Source organism: Lentzea aerocolonigenes, from assembly GCF_000955955.1.
Lineage (GTDB): Bacteria > Actinomycetota > Actinomycetes > Mycobacteriales > Pseudonocardiaceae > Lentzea > Lentzea aerocolonigenes_A.
On the sequence record NZ_JYJG01000210.1, the window covers coordinates 1 to 16,108 of the forward strand.

Here is a 16,108-nt window from a genome sequence, read left to right on the forward strand (position 1 = left end):
TGATCCAGCCGTACTCGCCACGGATCGCCGGGGGTCGTCCGCGCACCACCACGACTCCGCACCGCGCGCGACGCAACACCGGGAGGACGAGGGAGCCCAGACCCAGGCTGCGGTGCTGTTCGCCCTTGCACCCCAAGACCAAGGTCGCGCTGGAGTCCGACGCCCTCACCAGTGCGGCCACCGGGTCGCCACCGCTCGGGCGGAAGTGGGCGGTGAGCATGGGGAGTCGTTCGAGGACCCGCTGGACCGTCGTGTCACCGGGGTCCGCCAGGTACACCTGAAGATCTGTTCGCAGCGACCACGCGTGGCGCGCTGCCCACTCGAACGCGTGATACGCGCTTTCCGACGTGTCGACCCCGACCGTCACGGAACGACTGAAATCCGGTGCCCAGAAAGAGAATCTCCTGGGTTCCACCGCCGTGGTTGTTCTCATCGCCGCCTCCTGCCGCCCTCTACCTCACCGCTAGCGCCCAACGCTCCACAGGGCCCAAAGTCACAAAGCGGGCAGGAACTTGTTCGGCCGTCCGGGCTCACGCCTGAAGCGCAGCGACCAGGGCCACTCGATCGGCCTATCAGCGCCGATCATCACCCGAACGCCAACGCGCTGCTCGGCCACTCTTCGCACGCCGGTAGCCTCTTGCCCGTGCCTGCCAAGCTCGAGGGCAAGGTCGCGACCGCCCCGCCCCGCCCCAACGCCATCCGCCCTGCTTCCGCGGCTGCTCTCGCCGCGGTCACCGACGTGCACCTGACCAGGCCAGCACATGCCGACGTCCAGGTGACGGGGGTGACGCTGCGTGCTCAGCACGTCGTCCCCGGCGACCTCTACGCCGCGCTGCCCGGTGCCCACGTGCACGGTGCCGACTTCGCCGAGACGGCGATCGCCAACGGTGCCGTCGCCGTGCTCACGGACGAGGCGGGCGCCGCGCGGGAGGCCCTCAAGGACGTGCCCGTGCTGATCCACCCGCGCCCGCGTGAGGTGGTGGGGCTGCTCGCCGCGCACGTCTACGGCCAGCCGTCGGCCAAGATCAAGCTGTGGGGCGTCACCGGCACGTCCGGCAAGACCACCACGACGTACATGATCGAGTCCGCGCTCAAGGCCGCGGGCAGGACGACCGGTCTCATCGGCACGGTCGGCACGCGCATCGGCGCTGAGCAGCTCGGCAGCTCGCACACCACGCCCGAGGCCCCTGACCTGCAGGCGCTGTTCGCGGTGATGGCCGAGCGCGGCGTCACCGACGTGGCGATGGAGGTGTCGAGCCACGCGCTGCACCTGGGCCGCGTCGCCGCCACCGAGTTCGAGATCGGCGCGTTCACGAACCTCAGCCAGGACCACCTCGACTTCCACGCGGACATGGAGGAGTACTTCCAGGTCAAGGCGCAGCTGTTCGACGGCCGCGCGCGCAAGGAGGTCGTGTGCGTCGACGGCGAGTGGGGTCCGCGCCTGGTCAAGGACACGACGATCACCGTCGCCACGACCAGGCCCGCCACCTGGACCGCGAGCAACGTCCAGGTCAGCAAGACCGGTGAGCAGACGTTCACCGCGCACGGCCCGGACGGCGACATCGAGATCCACCTGCAGCTCGCGGGCAGCTTCAACATCGCGAACGCCCTGCTCGCGATCGCCTGCCTGCACGCGGAGGGCATCCCGGCGGAAGCCATCGCGGAGGGCCTGAGCACCGTCCAGGTCCCCGGCCGCATGCAGCGCGTCGACGAGGGCCAGGCGTTCACCGCGGTCGTCGACTACTCGCACAAACCCGCCGCCGTCGCGCTCGCGCTGGACGCGGTCAGGGCCAAGACCGACGGCCGGGTGATCATCGTGCTCGGTTGCGGCGGTGACCGCGACCGGGCCAAGCGGCCCCTCATGGGCGAGGCCGCCGCACAACGGGCCGACGTGTTGATCATCACCGATGACAACCCGAGGAGCGAAGACGCGTCCTCCATCAGGGCCGCCATGCTCGAAGGGGCCCTCGCCACCGAGAACAGGGGCGAGGTGCTCGAGATCGGTGACCGGAAGCTCGCGATCGAGAAAGCCGTCGAGCTGGCACATCCGGGCGATGTCGTCGTCGTGGCGGGCAAGGGACACGAGACGGGACAGGAGATCGCCGGCGTGATCCACCCGTTCTCGGACGTCGAGACGCTGACCGCCGCGATCAGAGAGGCGCACCGTTGATCGCACTCACGCTCGCCGAGATCGCTGAGATCGTCGGCGGACGCTTGCACGCAACCGATGGTTCGCCGGTGGTCACCGGCTCCATCGAGTTCGACACCCGCAAGGTCACCGAGGGCGGCCTGTTCCTGGCCCTTCCCGGTGAACGCGTGGACGGCCACGACTTCGCCGCGCAGGCGGTGGCCAGTGGCGCCGCCGGGGTGCTGGCCGGCCGTGAGGTCGACGCCCCCGCGGTGATCGCGCCGCCGGTGGAGACCAGGCACTCCAACGCGTACGTGTTGGCGGGCGACAAGAACGGCGAAGGCGCCGCGGTGCTCGAAGCACTCGCCAAGCTCGCCCGGTACGTCACGGACCAGCTGAAGAACCTGACGATCGTCGGCATCACCGGCTCGGCGGGCAAGACGTCCACCAAGGACCTCATCGCCCAGGTGCTGCGCCCGACCGGCGAGACCATCGCGCCGCCCGGTTCGTTCAACAACGAGCTCGGCCACCCGTGGACCGCGCTCAGGGCCACCGAGGACACCAAGTTCCTCGTGCTGGAGCTGTCCGCGCGCGGTATCGGCCACATCGCGAACCTGTGCGAGATCGCCCCGCCGAAGTTCGGCGCCGTGCTCAACGTCGGCAGCGCGCACCTGTCCGAGTTCGGTTCCCGCGAGGGCATCGCGCAGGGCAAGGGCGAGCTGGTCGAGGCGCTGCCGGAAGACGGCGTCGCGATCCTGAACGCGGACGACCCGCTGGTGGCGGGCATGGCGAGCCGGACGAAGGCCAAGGTCGTCCTGGTCGGCGAGAACCCGAACGCGGACGTACGCGCGGAGAACATCGAGCTGGACGAGCAGGCCCGTGCGAGCTTCACGCTGAAGACCGCGCGGGGCGACGCGCAGGTCAAGCTCTCGCTGAGCGGCCCGCACCAGGTCGGCAACGCGCTGGTCGCGGCGGCCATCGCACTGGAGCTGGGCGCGACGCCGGAGGAAGTCGCTGAACGACTCGGCGCGGCGGAACGGGTTTCCGCGCACCGCATGGTGATCACCGACCGGGAGGACGGCGTCACCGTCATCGACGACGCGTACAACGCGAACCCGGACTCGGTGCGGGCGGCGTTGAAGGCGCTGGCGACGATCTCGCGCGCCACCACGCCGGCCCGTCGCAGCTGGGCCGTGCTCGGACCGATGGCCGAGCTGGGCGACGACGCGGTGCGCGAGCACGACGAGATCGGCCGCCTGGTGGTCCGCCTGGACATCAGCAAGCTGGTCGTCATCGGTGACCCGGCCCGCGCGATGCACCAGGGTGCGCACCTGGAAGGATCTTGGGGAGACGAATCCGTCCTGGTGCCGGACGCGGACGCGGCGATCGCGTTGCTGCGGGGGGAAGTCCGGCCCGGTGACGTAGTGCTGGTCAAGGCATCCAACGCCTACCGCCTGTGGCGCATTGCCGAGGCCCTGCTGGAGGCAGGAACCAAGTGAAGAGCATCCTGATCGCGGCAGCGATCGCACTCGCGGTGTCGATCCTGCTGACGCCCTACCTGATCAAGGTCTTCTCGCGTCAGGGCTTCGGCCAGGAGATCCGCGAGGACGGTCCGCAGCACCACAAGACCAAGCGCGGCACGCCGACCATGGGTGGCCTCGCCATCCTGGTCGCGATGTGGGCCGGCTACCTCGGCACGCACCTCGTCAACTCGATGTCGGCCTCGGCGTCCGGGCAGACCCCGACGGCGTCCGGCCTGCTCGTGCTGATGCTGACGACGTCACTGGGGCTCGTCGGCTTCCTCGACGACTTCATCAAGATCCGCAAGGCCCGCAACCTGGGCCTGAACAAGACCGCGAAGCTGGTGGGCCAGTTCATCGCGACGATCACGTTCGCGATCCTGGTGCTGCAGTTCCCGAACAAGGACGGCCTGACGCCCGCGTCGGTCAACCTGTCGTTCGTCCGCGACATCACCGTGGTCTCGTTCGGCGTGGTCGGGTTCATCGTCTTCTGCTACGGCATGGTCGCCGCGTGGTCGAACGCCGTGAACCTGACCGACGGCCTCGACGGCCTCGCCGGTGGTTCGTCGGCGATGGTGTTCGGAACCTACGTGTTCATCTCGTTCTGGCAGTTCCGCTACAACTGCTCCAGCTACGCGGTCGCCGGGTGCTACGACGTGCGCGACCCGCTGGACCTCGCGGTGATCGCCGCGGCCGCGATGGCGGGCTGCATCGGCTTCCTCTGGTGGAACGCCGCTCCGGCCAAGATCTTCATGGGTGACACCGGTTCGCTCGCGCTGGGTGGTCTGGTCGCCGGTCTCGCGATCGCGACCCGCACCGAGCTGCTGATGATCGTCATCGGTGGTCTGTTCGTGGTCGAGGCCCTGTCGGTCGCGTTGCAGGTCGCGGTCTTCCGCACCTCACGACGGCGGCTGTTCCGGATGGCACCGTTCCACCACCACTTCGAGCTCGCCGGCTGGGCGGAGACCACGGTCATCATCCGGTTCTGGCTGATGGCCGGAATCTGCTGCATGTTCGGGCTTGGCGTGTTCTACAGCGAGTGGCTGACAGGCGGGTTCTAGGTATGACGAAGCTGGCCGGTTCACGGGTACTGGTCGCCGGTGCCGGCGTGACCGGCCGGTCCGCCGCGGAGGCGTTGCTCGCCGCGGGGGCGGAGGTCGTGGTGACGGACTCGTCGCCGGAACGACTGATGGCGCTGGAGACGTTGCTGGACGGCGTCGAGCTCGTACCGGGCTTGACGGAACCGCCGGCCGGCACGTCTCTGGTGGTCACTTCGCCTGGCTGGCAGCCGTCGAGCCCGTTGCTGGCCGCGGCGACGTCGGCGGGCATCGAGGTGATCGGCGAGGTCGAGCTGGCCTGGCGGATGGCCTCGGAGCTGGCCGACCCGCCGGTGTGGCTGGCGGTGACCGGCACGAACGGCAAGACCACCACGGTCGGCATGCTGGAGTCGATCCTGCACGCGGCCGGTGCGGATGCCGTGGCCTGCGGAAACGTCGGCCTGCCGGTCGTGGACGCACTGCTGGCCGGTCGCCGGGTGCTCGCCGTGGAGCTGTCGAGCTTCCAGCTGCACTGGGCGCCGTCGGTGCGGCCGCAGGCGGGCGCGCTGCTCAACCTCGCGGAGGACCACCTCGACTGGCACGGTGGCATGCAGGCGTACGCGCAGGCCAAGGCCCAGATCCTCACCGGTGAGGTGGCGATCGGCTGGCTGGACGACGACCTCGTCGTCGATCTGCTGGAACAGTCCCCGGCCCGTGATCGCGTCGGGTTCACGCTGGAAGAGCCCGCGGACGGCCAGCTCGGCGTGCGCGACGGCTGGCTGGTCGACCGCGCGTTCGCCGACGACGAGCCGTTGATCGAGGTCTCGAAGATCCGCCCGGCCGGTCCGCCCGGCATCGCGGACGCCCTGGCCGCCACGGCTCTGGCGCGTGCATACGGTGTGCCGTCGGAGGCCGTGCGCGAGGGATTGGAAGCGTTCGAACCGGCTGCTCACCGCGCGGTGCTCGTGACGGTCGCCTCGGACGTCCGCTACGTCAACGACTCCAAGGCGACGAACCCGCACGCCGCGGTGGCGTCGCTGCGGGCGTACGAGAGCGTCGTCTGGATCGCCGGCGGTCTGCTCAAGGGCGCTTCGGTGGACGAAATGGTGCGGACGGAAGCCCACCGGCTGCGGGGCGCGGTGCTGATCGGCCAGGATCGGCAGGTCATCGCGGACGCGCTCGCGCGACACGCGCCGGATGTCCCCGTTCGTGTGCTTGACACAGGGGACGATGAACCCATGACCGTCGCGGTACGGGCTGCTCAGGAACTCGCGAGGCCGGGAGACACCGTGCTGCTCGCGCCGGCGGCGGCCTCCATGGACATGTTCACCGACTACGCCCATCGCGGGCAGGCTTTCACGGCCGCGGTGCAGGAGCTCATCGGCCGATGAGCGTCGTCGCGGAGAAGACGAGTCCGAAGCGCAAGGTGCGGCCCGCCGGTCGCGTCTCGTCGTTGCGCGGTGGCCTGACGGCGTGGCTGAGCCGCCCGCTCGCCGACTTCCACCTGTTGCTCGCGATCTTCGGCATGCTCACCGTGCTCGGTCTGGTGATGGTGCTGTCGGCGTCGGCGCCGGGGCAGGTCGCGTCGGGTGTGTCGGCGTACAGCGTGTTCCAGAAGCAGCTGATCTACGTGTGCATCGGCGCTGTGCTGTTCTGGCTGGTGCTGCGGTTCCCGTTGCGGCGGCTGCGGCACATGTCGACGGCCGCGATGGGCATCGGCGTGCTGTTGCTGGCGCTGGTGCTGACGCCGTTGGGCGATGTCCGCAGTGGCGCCCAGTCGTGGTTCACCGTCGGGCCGATCTCGTTCCAGCCGATCGAGGCGGTGAAGCTCGCGCTGGCGTTGTGGGGCGCGCACGTCCTGGTCACCAAGCGGGCGTTGCTGGGGCAGTACCGGCACCTGCTGGTGCCCGTCGTGCCGGTCGCGATGCTGGTGTTCGCGCTGGTCATGCTGCAGCCCGACCTCGGCGGCACGATCACGCTCGGCGTCGTGCTGATCAGCCTGCTGTGGTTCGTGGGCGCGCCGATGCGGCTGTTCGGCGTGATCGCCGGCGGTGCGGTGGCCGGTGCCGTCGTGCTCGCGATCGGGGCCGCGTACCGGCTGCAGCGCGTGACGTCGTTCCTCGACCCGAACGCGGACCCGCAGGGCGCCGGTCTGCAGGCGAGGCAGGCGATGTTCGCGCTGGCCGAGGGCGGGTTCTTCGGCAAGGGGCTCGCGCAGGGCAGCTCGCAGTGGCGGTACCTGCCCAACGTCGAGTCGGACTTCATCTTCGCGGTGATCGGCGAGGAGCTCGGGTTCGTCGGGTGTGCGCTCGTGCTGGCGCTGTTCGGCGGGCTCGCGTGGGTCGGGCTGCGGGTGGCGTGGCGCAACACCGACCCGTGGATCCGGATCGTGTCCGCGACGCTGACGGTGTGGCTGGTCGCGCAGGCCGCGATCAACATCGGCTACGTCGTGCGACTCCTGCCCGTCACCGGCATCACGCTGCCGATGATCTCCTCCGGCGGCACGTCCGTCGTGATGACCATGATCGTGTTCGGCATCCTGGCGAACTGCGCGCGGCACGAGCCCGACGCGGTGGCTGCTTTGCGGTCTTTGGGTCCCGGCCGGGTCGGCGGGCTGCTCAAGCTGCCCGCACCCGAGGCGTACCGGCCGCCGCCCAAGCGCAAGCCGGTACGTCCGTCCACGCCTCCGCGCGCGCCTGGTCGGCGCACCGCGCAACTCCCGGTGGTCGACGAACGTCGTATGGCAGGAAGGTCCGCTCCGCCGTCGGAGTACCGTCGCCGCGAAACACGGCGGGTGAACCAGAGCCGTTCCGAGCAAGGCCGATCGACTCGCGGTCGCGGGCGATACAACTGATTCCTGAGTTCAAATACCGGAGGCAAGTCTTGACCGGGCACCCTGCCCCCAGTGGTCCGTGCGTTGTCGTCGCAGGTGGTGGCACCGCGGGACACATCGAGCCGGCACTGGCGCTGGCCGACGCGGTCATGCGACTGCGACCGGACGCACGTGTCGTCGCGCTCGGCACCGAGCGCGGCCTGGAGACCAAGATCGTGCCGGCCCGCGGCTACCCGCTGGAGCTGATCCCGCCGGTGCCGATGCCGCGCAAGCCCACCTTGGACCTGCTGAAGCTGCCGCTGAACGTGCGCGGCGCGGTGAAGCAGACCCGCGAGGTGCTGGAGCGCGTCGGCGCGGACGTCGTCGTCGGCTTCGGCGGCTACGTGGCGCTGCCCGCGTACCTGGCCGCGCGTGGCCGCGTGCCGATCGTGGTGCACGAGGCGAACGCGAAGGCCGGTCTCGCGAACAAGGTCGGCGCGAAGTTCGCCGCGCACGTCGCGGCGGCGGTCCCGGACTCGGGGCTGACCGACGCGCAGATCATCGGCATCCCGCTGCGCCAGTCGATCACGTCGCTGAACCGCGCGGCGTTGCGTGACGAGGCCCGCCGGTTCTTCGGGCTGGACCCGCACGCGCCTGTGCTGCTCGTGTTCGGTGGCTCGCAGGGAGCGCGTTCGATCAACGAGGCCGTGGCGCCCGCCGCCGCCGCGTTCGCCCAGGCGGGCGTCGGCGTGCTGCACGCTTACGGCCCGAAGAACTCCGTTGCGGTGCAAGAGGTTCCGGGCGCGCCCGCGTACGTGCCGGTGCCGTACCTGGAGCGGATGGACCTGGCGTACGCCGCCGCGGACGCCGTGCTGTGCCGCTCGGGCGCGATGACCGTCGCCGAGGTGTCGGCCGTCGGTCTGCCGGCGGTGTTCGTGCCGCTGCCGCACGGCAACGGTGAGCAGGCCCTGAACGCTGGCCCGGTCGTGTCCGCCGGCGGTGGCCTGATCGTGCCGGACGCGGAGCTGACCCCGGAGAAGGTCGCCTCGCTGGTGGTGCCGCTGATGGCGGACCGCGCGCGGCTGGCGGCGATGTCCCAGGCCACTTTGGGCACCGGTCGTCGTGAAGCCGACGAGATTCTCGCCCGCGCCGTGCTGGAGGTGATCAAGAAGTGAGCCTCGAACGCGTTCACCTCGTGGGCATCGGTGGTGCCGGGATGAGCGGCATCGCCCGGATCCTGCTCGCGCGTGGAGTGCAGGTGTCCGGGTCGGACGCCAAGGACTCGCGGACCGTGCTGGCGTTGCGCGCTCAGGGCGCGCGGATCGCCGTCGGCCACGACGCCTCGAACCTGGACCAGCTCGTCGGCGGGCCGACCGAGGTCGTGGTGTCGACCGCGATCAAGGAGTCGAACCCGGAGTACTCGGCGGCTCGCGAGCGCGGCATCACGGTGCTGCGTCGCGCTGAAGCTCTCGCCGCGTTGATGGACGACCACCGGGTGGTGTGTGTTGCCGGTACGCACGGCAAGACGTCGACCACCTCGATGTTGACCGTCGCGTTGCAGCACTGCCGGTTGGACCCGTCGTTCGCCATCGGCGGCGACCTGAACGAGTCCGGTGCTAACGCGCACCAGGGCACCGGCGGTGTGTTCGTGGCGGAGGCGGACGAGTCCGACGGCTCGTTCCTGTTCTTCTCGCCGTCGGTGGCCGTCGTGACGAACGTCGAGGCGGACCACCTCGACCACCACGGCACCGTTGAGGCGTACACGGCCGTGTTCGACTCCTTCTTGGAGCGGATCGTGCCGGGCGGTGTGCTGGTGTCCTGTGTGGACGATCCCGGTGCGGCTCGGTTGATCACCGAGGCTCGTGCTCGTGGCATCCGTGTGCGCGAGTACGGCCGTGGTGCTGCCGACGCGCGCATTCTCGACTACAAGCCTTTTGAGTCCGGTGGTCTGGCGTCGGTGGAGATCGACGGTGTGGCCGTCGAGGTCCGCGTCGCCGTGCCGGGTGAGCACATGGCGCTGAACGCCGTCGCTGCTCTGCTCGCGGGTCTTGAGCTCGGCGCGGACCAGACCGGGATGCTCGAAGGTCTGGCCGCTTTCGGTGGCGTGCGTCGCCGGTTCGAGTTCAAGGGGCGCGCTGGTGGCGTGTCCGTGTACGACGACTACGCGCACCACCCGACCGAGGTCGACGCACAGCTGCGTGCGGCACGTCCGGTCGCTGCGGCGGGCCGTGTCGTCGTGGTGTTCCAGCCGCACTTGTATTCCAGGACCCGCACGTTCGCCACTGAGTTCGCCGCTGCTCTGTCGTTGGCGGACGAGGTTGTGGTGCTCGATGTCTACGGCGCCCGCGAGGAACCGGAGCCGGGTGTGACCGGGGCACTGATCGCCGACCAGGTGACGGCTTCCGTGCACTACGAGCCGTCGTTCGACCGCGTGCCCGCGCTGGTGGCCTCGCTGGTCCGCGACGGCGACCTGGTGGTGACCATGGGCGCGGGCGACGTGACGATGCTCGGCCCGGAGATCATCAAGGCGCTGTCGGACGAAGAACAGTCATGAGTGCTCCGGTTCGCGGCAGGTCGACGCGAGTACGCCCCGCCACGAACCGGCGGCCGAAGAAGAGCGCTGAATACCGGGCGCGGCGCAGGGTGATCCTGCGCCGCCGCCTGGTGGCGCTGCTGACATTGCTTTCTGTCGTGGGCCTGTCGTACGGCGTGTTCTTCACGCCGTTGCTGGGCGTCCGCAACGTGGACGTCCACGGCGCCGTAGTGCTGACCGACGACGAGGTCCGCCGCGCCGCCGCCATCGAGCCCGGTTCACCGTTGGTGCGCCTGGACCTCGCCGGCATCCGCGAGCGCGTGGCCGCCGTCCCGCGCATCGCGTCCATTGAGGTGGAACGCCAACTCCCCGGCACAGTCCGGCTTCTGATCACCGAACGCGTCCCGGTCGGCTCGGTGAAGCTGCCCGACGGCTTCCACCTGGTCGACTCCACCGGCAAGGACTACGCGGTCCTCCCCACGCCCGCGCCGGGCGTCCCCGAACTGCTGCTCACCACCCCGTCGTCCGCGGACCCGGCCACTCGCGCCGTGGTCGGGGTCGTGAACGAACTGCCGGAAAAGCTGCGCCCCGACGTGGTTTCCGTGGCGGCGACGTCCGGTGCCGACGTGAAGGTGACGTTGAGCGGCAACCGCACGGTGAAGTGGGGCAGCGCCGACGACACCCCGCGCAAGGCGTCCGTACTGCTCGTGCTGCTCTCGCGGCCGGGCACGACGTACGACGTCTCAGCCCCGGACCTGGCCACCGTCTCCTAGCCGAGCGTGAGGTGGAAGCCCTCGGCCATCGCCTCCTGCTGCGTCTTCCAGATCACGCCGCGGTTGGAGTTACCGGTGCTCGCACCGTAGAGACGCTCGCCGGCTGGGACGTCCCGCACCGTGAAGGTGAAGTGACAGCTGCCGGTGCTCTTGTTCAGCGTGGACACGCCGAGCACCTTGTTGTCCTGGTTGAGGATCTCGACCTGGGTGCCGTCACGGATGTCGCTGTAGCCACCTGACCCGCAGCTACCGTCGACCGTCATGCTGCCGCTGACGGTGAACCCGTCAGGTGTGCCCCAGTCCACCGAAGCGCGGCCGAAACCGAATCCGATGCCGCCTGCCGCGAGCAGCAGCACGACGGCGACGCTGACGAGGAGCCGGGATGTTCGCGCCCGCGGCGGCTCCTGGGCCTGTGGTTGTTCAGGTGGTGGAAGAGGTTCCACAGCAATCCTTCTGTTCGATGGCGCGCCGGCGACCCTGGTGCCGGCGTGCCGTGCGTCACGGCCGCGGTGCCGGTGGCCGTGACGGGGTCGGGAACCGGCGCGGACGCCGATGAGAGGACCGGGGAATCGGGGAGCACACGGAGATCAGTCCCGGTTCAGCCGTTGACCCGCAGCGCTGTCGCCATCCGCACGAACAGGTTGCCCAACCTGCTCGTCACGAGTTCCAACACGATCGCCTCGATGACGAGCGAACGCACGGACGCGGGTGCGGGTGCCAAGACGAGCCTCCTAGTGATGAACGACTACCGTGCTCATCGGACTGCTCCGCGCGGCATTAGCCGTATTTGTTGTTGTCACCCGAAGGAAGTACGCATGGCAGGGCACGTCGTGGTGGTGGGCGCCGGTCTTGCCGGACTGTCGGCCGCGTTGCACTTGCAGGGCACCGGCCGGAACGTGACCGTGCTCGAAAAGGCAGACGCGCCAGGAGGTCGCGCCGGGACTGTCCGGGTGGGCGGGTTCACGGCGGACAGCGGGCCCACAGTCCTGACGATGCCCGAGTACCTGGACGAGGCGTTCGGGGCGGTGGGGGAGCGGCGCGAGGACTGGCTGACGCTCGACCGGGTCGACCCGGCGTACCGGGCGCGGTTCGCGGACGGGTCGCGGATCGCGGTGCACACGGACGCGGAGCAGATGGAGGACGAGGTCCGGAACGTCTGCGGCGCAACGGAAGCGGCCGGGTACCGGGACCTGCGCAGGTGGCTGCGGAAGCTGTACGAGGTGCAGCGCGAGCACTTCATCGGGGCCAACTTCGACTCGCCGTTCGACCTCGTCCGGCCGGAGCTCGTGAAGCTCGCGAGCCTCGGCGGGTTCGGGCGGCTCGAACCGCAGCTGCGCCGGTTCATCAAGGACGAGCGGCTGATCCGGCTGTTCTCCTTCCAGGCGCTGTACGCGGGAGTGCCGCCGCAGCAGGCCCTCGCGGCGTACGCGGTCATCGCGTACATGGACACCATCGCGGGCGTGTACCACCCACGTGGCGGGATGCACGCGGTGCCGGAAGCACTCAGCAAGGCCGCAGCGAAACACGGCACGCAGTTCCGTTACGGCACAACGGTCACGCGTCTGGAGTGGAGCGGATCGAGAGTGATCGCGGTCCACGCGGAAGACGAGCGCATCGCGGCAGACGCGGTGGTGCTGGCCTGCGAACTGCCGGACGCCTACCGGCTGTTGGGCAAGTACCCGCGGAGGCCGCTCAGGCACCGTTGGTCGCCATCGGCCGTGGTGCTGCACGCCGCGACGAACCGCACGTGGGACCTCGGCCACCACAACATCCTGTTCGGCGAGGCGTGGCGCGGCACGTTCGACGAGATCGTCCACAAGGGACGGTTGATGTCGGACCCGTCGCTGCTCGTCACGCACGCCCAGAACGGCCTGCACTACGTCCTGGCGCCGTGCCCTAACCTCGAGACCGCCCCGATCGACTGGCCGCGCATCGCACCCCGGTACCGCGACGAGCTCGTCTCCACACTGGAAAAGCGGGGCCTCAACGGATTCGGCGACGCGATCCAGGCCGAGCACCTCGTCACGCCCCACGACTGGGGCAACGCGGCAGGCACGCCGTTCGGGCTCGCGCACACCTTCGCCCAGACCGGCCCGTTCCGGCCGCGCAACGTCGTCAAGGGCGCGGAGAACGTCGCGCTGGCGGGCGCGGGCACCACGCCGGGCGTCGGCGTGCCCCCGGTGCTCATCTCCGGACGTCTCGCGGCCCAGCGGATAAATGCGATGCGGTGACGACGAGCGCTCGTGCACCCTGCGCCGCATGACACGTACCGCACCACCACTGGTCGCCGACGAGCGCGCGACCTACACGGCCCTGCTGGACTACCTGCGCGCCACCATCGAGCTGAAGGTCGACGGTCTGGCAGATGACGACGCAACGCGCGCAGTGCTGCCGTCGAAGCTGACGACGGCCGCAGGTGTGGTGAAGCACGTGCGGTGGGTGGAACACCACTGGTTCGAGGTGGTGCTGGCCGGACGCGAGTCGCGCGCGCCGTACACGATGGAAGACCCCGACGCGGACTGGCGCGTCGAGGAAGGCGAAACGCTGGCCGGGCTTCTCGACGACTACCGGCAGCAGTGCGAGATCAGCCGCGGGATCCTCGCCGAGGACCTGGACCACGAGGTGCCGTTCCGCGGCGACCGGACGGTCTCGGCCCGATGGGTGCTCGCGCACGTCGTCGAGGAGACCGCCCGGCACGCCGGTCAGCTGGACATCGTCAGGGAACTGCTGGACGGAACCGTCGGCGACTAGGCCGCCGGGAGCTGCCAGTGCTGCCAGAGGCCGATTCCCAGGAAGCTCACAGCCATTACCCCTTTGTTGTCCCGCCGCGGGGTCAGGAACCGGTCCCCGTTCGACACCGTGTAGTTGCCGAGCGCGTCATCGGAGAGCTTCCACTGTTGCGCGGCCGAGGTGATGGAGCAGGTCTGCATCCACACGTACTCGCCGCTGTACAGCGCCAGGCACCTGCCGTTCGCCTGGTTGCGCAGCGCGACCAGCCCGTTGCCGGCGTCGATCCGCTCGAAGCCCGACGCGAGGTCGCAGGGCTTCAGCTCGTTGGTGGCCGTCTTGCTGTCGGACAGGCAGGTGCCCTGTTCGGCGTGCCTGATCTTGATCACCGCGGCGAGCTGGGGCGGCGGCACCGTCCCGACCTCGCGGACGAACCAGCGCTGGGTCTCCCGAGCCGGGTCGGGCGCCATGCCCACTTCGCCGTAGAGGGGGTATAGCCACGAGTCGAGGAACGCGGTGCCGTGCTCCCCGGTGGTCGACAGTCTCACCGCGCCGTCGGAATCGGGCACCTCCTGGAACCGCTGGGCGGTGACGTCGGGCTCGCACTGCTTCTCCCGCACGCTGGTGTAGTACCCGTCCAGGCAGTGCCCGTCCCCGATGTTGCGCAGGTACGAGCCCGTCGCGGTCGGGATCCGTTCGAACTGCTGCGCGGCACTGCCCGTGCAGGCGGCCAGGGTCGGATAGGTCGTGTCTGTTCTGCCGAAGTCGGCGCACAGCCCTTCGGCCGCGCTCTTGATCTCGACGATCGTGTTGCCTTCCGGCGCCGCACTCGCGGGTGCGACCGTCACTGCCCCCAGAGCGATCGCGGCCAGCGCGACGCTCAGCATCTTCATCCCCATCTACCGACAGTAGCGATCGATCACGCGGAAATGAGGTGGAAGTGACGAAGGTGTGGGCGAGACGATCTCTGATTCGAGGTCCGACTACGCTTGCGGTGCGGCGTGCACAGTGCCGTGCGCACTACTTGACGGCACGACCGGGGAGTAGTAGCGCACAGTGTTGGGACCCTACGGCGCGCCTGCTGGACCGACGCACCGCCGGTGCTTACCGTCCAGCAGGAACATATGGGGTTGACATAACTCTGAGCCTCGACGAGAGGTTGAGAGTTTCAATCCGGGTGCATCACCACCCAGCACCACAGCACGGACCACGATCAGGAAGGCGGATCCGATGACGCCCCCGCACAACTACCTCGCGGTGATCAAGGTCGTCGGCATCGGTGGTGGCGGCGTCAACGCCGTCAACCGCATGATCGAGGTCGGGCTCAAGGGCGTCGAGTTCATCGCGGTGAACACCGACGCACAGGCCTTGCTGATGTCTGATGCCGACGTCAAGCTCGACATCGGCCGCGAGTTGACCCGCGGTCTCGGTGCCGGCGCGAACCCGAAGGTCGGGCACAAGGCCGCCGAAGACCACCGCGAGGAGATCGAGGAGGTCCTCAAGGGGGCCGACATGGTCTTCGTGACCGCCGGCGAGGGCGGCGGCACGGGCACCGGCGGCGCGCCGGTGGTGGCCTCGATCGCCCGCAAGCTCGGCGCGCTCACGATCGGTGTCGTCACGCGGCCGTTCTCCTTCGAGGGCAAGCGCCGCGCCAAGCAGGCGGAAGACGGCATCCAGGCGCTGCGCAACGAGTGCGACACGCTGATCGTCATCCCCAACGACCGGCTGCTCCAGCTGGGCGACATCGGTGTCAGCCTGATGGACGCGTTCCGCTCGGCCGACGAGGTGCTCCTCTCCGGTGTCCAGGGCATCACCGACCTGATCACGACCCCCGGTCTGATCAACCTGGACTTCGCCGACGTCAAGTCGGTCATGTCCGGCGCGGGTTCGGCGTTGATGGGCATCGGTTCCGCGAGAGGTGAGGGCCGCGCCGTCCAAGCCGCGCAGAAGGCGATCAACTCGCCGCTGCTCGAGGCCTCGATGGAGGGCGCGCACGGCGTGCTGCTCTCGATCGCGGGTGGCTCCGACCTGGGCCTGTTCGAGATCAACGAGTCCGCGTCGCTGGTCCAGGAGGCCGCGCACCCGGACGCGAACATCATCTTCGGTACGGTCATCGACGACTCCCTCGGCGACGAGGTGCGGGTCACGGTGATCGCCGCCGGGTTCGACAGCGGCGGGCCCACGCACAAGAAGCTGGAGCCGACGGCGTTGTCCTCGGCACCGCGGACGGCCACCGGGCCGATCGCCACGGCATCGGCCGCGCCCACGCACGCCCCGGTGCCGCAGCCGGTCGCCCAGACGCCGCCTCCGGTCGTCCAGGCGCCTCCGCCCGTGCCGCAGCCGGAGGTCCGGCAGGCCCCGCCCGTGACGCCGCCGCCCACCACCGTGCCGCCGCAGCCCTCGCCGGTGCAGGGCAACGGGTACGTGCCGAGCGTGCCGCGGTCGCTGTCGCAGAACGGCTCGCTGCCGTCGCGTCCGGTGCCCGTCACCGAGGACCCGGACGACGAGGTGGACGTGCCGCCGTTCATGCGGCGCTGATCCCCACCCGATCGAACGATGAAGGGAACCTTCATCCACC

15 protein-coding genes are annotated in these 16,108 nt (G+C 69.7%); 11 read left to right on the top strand and 4 right to left on the bottom strand.

Translation table 11 applies throughout. The annotated features are described in order from the left end of the window. Positions 1–367 (bottom strand): universal stress protein (locus tag UK23_RS26000; protein WP_045314260.1); only part of this gene is annotated, 367 nt, incomplete at its 3' end. 276 nt (positions 368–643) lie between these two features. Between UK23_RS26000 and UK23_RS26005 the strand changes: the two genes are divergently transcribed. The 8 genes from UK23_RS26005 to UK23_RS26040 are packed head-to-tail and all read left to right on the top strand — an operon-like array spanning position 644 to position 10,803. Then, complete coding sequence (locus UK23_RS26005; protein WP_045314261.1) at positions 644–2,170, top strand: UDP-N-acetylmuramoyl-L-alanyl-D-glutamate--2,6-diaminopimelate ligase; 1,527 nt, start codon at positions 644–646, stop codon at positions 2,168–2,170. Continuing rightward, complete coding sequence (locus UK23_RS26010) at positions 2,167–3,627, top strand: UDP-N-acetylmuramoyl-tripeptide--D-alanyl-D-alanine ligase (RefSeq protein ID WP_045314262.1); 1,461 nt, start codon at positions 2,167–2,169, stop codon at positions 3,625–3,627. The genes UK23_RS26005 and UK23_RS26010 overlap by 4 nt, the downstream gene beginning before the upstream one ends. Beyond that, entirely contained in the window at positions 3,624–4,709 is a 1,086-nt protein-coding gene (gene mraY, locus UK23_RS26015; RefSeq protein ID WP_045314263.1) for a phospho-N-acetylmuramoyl-pentapeptide-transferase, read from the top strand. The genes UK23_RS26010 and mraY overlap by 4 nt, the downstream gene beginning before the upstream one ends. A gap of 2 nt (positions 4,710–4,711) precedes the next feature. Then, positions 4,712–6,076, top strand: a complete 1,365-nt coding sequence (murD, locus tag UK23_RS26020) for a UDP-N-acetylmuramoyl-L-alanine--D-glutamate ligase (RefSeq protein ID WP_045314264.1) — start codon at positions 4,712–4,714, stop codon at positions 6,074–6,076. Beyond that, entirely contained in the window at positions 6,073–7,539 is a 1,467-nt protein-coding gene (gene ftsW / locus UK23_RS26025) for a putative lipid II flippase FtsW (RefSeq protein WP_045314265.1), read from the top strand. The genes murD and ftsW overlap by 4 nt, the downstream gene beginning before the upstream one ends. A gap of 29 nt (positions 7,540–7,568) precedes the next feature. Further along, a complete protein-coding gene (murG, locus tag UK23_RS26030) occupies positions 7,569–8,672 on the top strand; it encodes an undecaprenyldiphospho-muramoylpentapeptide beta-N-acetylglucosaminyltransferase (RefSeq protein ID WP_196777892.1) in 1,104 nt (367 codons plus the stop codon). Next, complete coding sequence (gene murC, locus UK23_RS26035) at positions 8,669–10,051, top strand: UDP-N-acetylmuramate--L-alanine ligase (protein WP_082114986.1); 1,383 nt, start codon at positions 8,669–8,671, stop codon at positions 10,049–10,051. The genes murG and murC overlap by 4 nt, the downstream gene beginning before the upstream one ends. Continuing rightward, the gene (locus UK23_RS26040; RefSeq protein WP_045314266.1) at positions 10,048–10,803 is read left to right on the top strand and encodes a cell division protein FtsQ/DivIB; all 756 of its coding nucleotides are present in this window, start codon (positions 10,048–10,050) and stop codon (positions 10,801–10,803) included. The genes murC and UK23_RS26040 overlap by 4 nt, the downstream gene beginning before the upstream one ends. On the opposite strand, the gene UK23_RS26045 is transcribed toward UK23_RS26040, so the two are convergent. Both UK23_RS26045 and UK23_RS54650 read right to left on the bottom strand, forming a co-directional pair. Continuing rightward, positions 10,800–11,159 (bottom strand): hypothetical protein, encoded by a 360-nt coding sequence (locus tag UK23_RS26045; protein WP_045314267.1) that lies wholly within the window; start codon positions 11,157–11,159, stop codon positions 10,800–10,802. The two genes, UK23_RS26040 and UK23_RS26045, sit on opposite strands and share 4 nt — an antisense overlap. Before the next feature lie 242 nt (positions 11,160–11,401). Further along, on the bottom strand, positions 11,402–11,524 hold the full coding sequence (locus tag UK23_RS54650) for a hypothetical protein (protein ID WP_269112310.1): 123 nt from the start codon (positions 11,522–11,524) through the stop codon (positions 11,402–11,404). 94 nt (positions 11,525–11,618) lie between these two features. Between UK23_RS54650 and crtI the strand changes: the two genes are divergently transcribed. Both crtI and UK23_RS26055 read left to right on the top strand, forming a co-directional pair. Further along, positions 11,619–13,034, top strand: a complete 1,416-nt coding sequence (crtI, locus tag UK23_RS26050; RefSeq protein ID WP_045314268.1) for a phytoene desaturase family protein — start codon at positions 11,619–11,621, stop codon at positions 13,032–13,034. A gap of 28 nt (positions 13,035–13,062) precedes the next feature. After that, the gene (locus UK23_RS26055; RefSeq protein WP_045314273.1) at positions 13,063–13,554 is read left to right on the top strand and encodes a DinB family protein; all 492 of its coding nucleotides are present in this window, start codon (positions 13,063–13,065) and stop codon (positions 13,552–13,554) included. Here the strand turns inward: UK23_RS26055 and UK23_RS26060 are convergent. Then, the gene (locus tag UK23_RS26060) at positions 13,551–14,429 is read right to left on the bottom strand and encodes an RICIN domain-containing protein (protein WP_156213381.1); all 879 of its coding nucleotides are present in this window, start codon (positions 14,427–14,429) and stop codon (positions 13,551–13,553) included. The genes UK23_RS26055 and UK23_RS26060 overlap by 4 nt on opposite strands. 331 nt (positions 14,430–14,760) lie before the next feature. Between UK23_RS26060 and ftsZ the strand changes: the two genes are divergently transcribed. Further along, complete coding sequence (gene ftsZ / locus UK23_RS26065; protein ID WP_045314270.1) at positions 14,761–16,068, top strand: cell division protein FtsZ; 1,308 nt, start codon at positions 14,761–14,763, stop codon at positions 16,066–16,068. The last annotated feature ends 40 nt before the right edge of the window (positions 16,069–16,108 follow it).

Bases quoted from the DNA above. Each gene is read 5' to 3' on its own strand.
- UK23_RS26060 (WP_156213381.1), bottom strand. From the start codon at position 14,429: ATGGGGATGAAGATGCTGAGCGTCGCGCTGGCCGCGATCGCTCTGGGG.
- murD (WP_045314264.1), top strand. From the start codon at position 4,712: ATGACGAAGCTGGCCGGTTCACGGGTACTGGTCGCCGGTGCCGGCGTG.
- UK23_RS26055 (WP_045314273.1), top strand. From the start codon at position 13,063: ATGACACGTACCGCACCACCACTGGTCGCCGACGAGCGCGCGACCTAC.
- crtI (WP_045314268.1), top strand. From the start codon at position 11,619: ATGGCAGGGCACGTCGTGGTGGTGGGCGCCGGTCTTGCCGGACTGTCG.
- ftsZ (WP_045314270.1), top strand. From the start codon at position 14,761: ATGACGCCCCCGCACAACTACCTCGCGGTGATCAAGGTCGTCGGCATC.
- ftsW (WP_045314265.1), top strand. From the start codon at position 6,073: ATGAGCGTCGTCGCGGAGAAGACGAGTCCGAAGCGCAAGGTGCGGCCC.
- UK23_RS26040 (WP_045314266.1), top strand. From the start codon at position 10,048: ATGAGTGCTCCGGTTCGCGGCAGGTCGACGCGAGTACGCCCCGCCACG.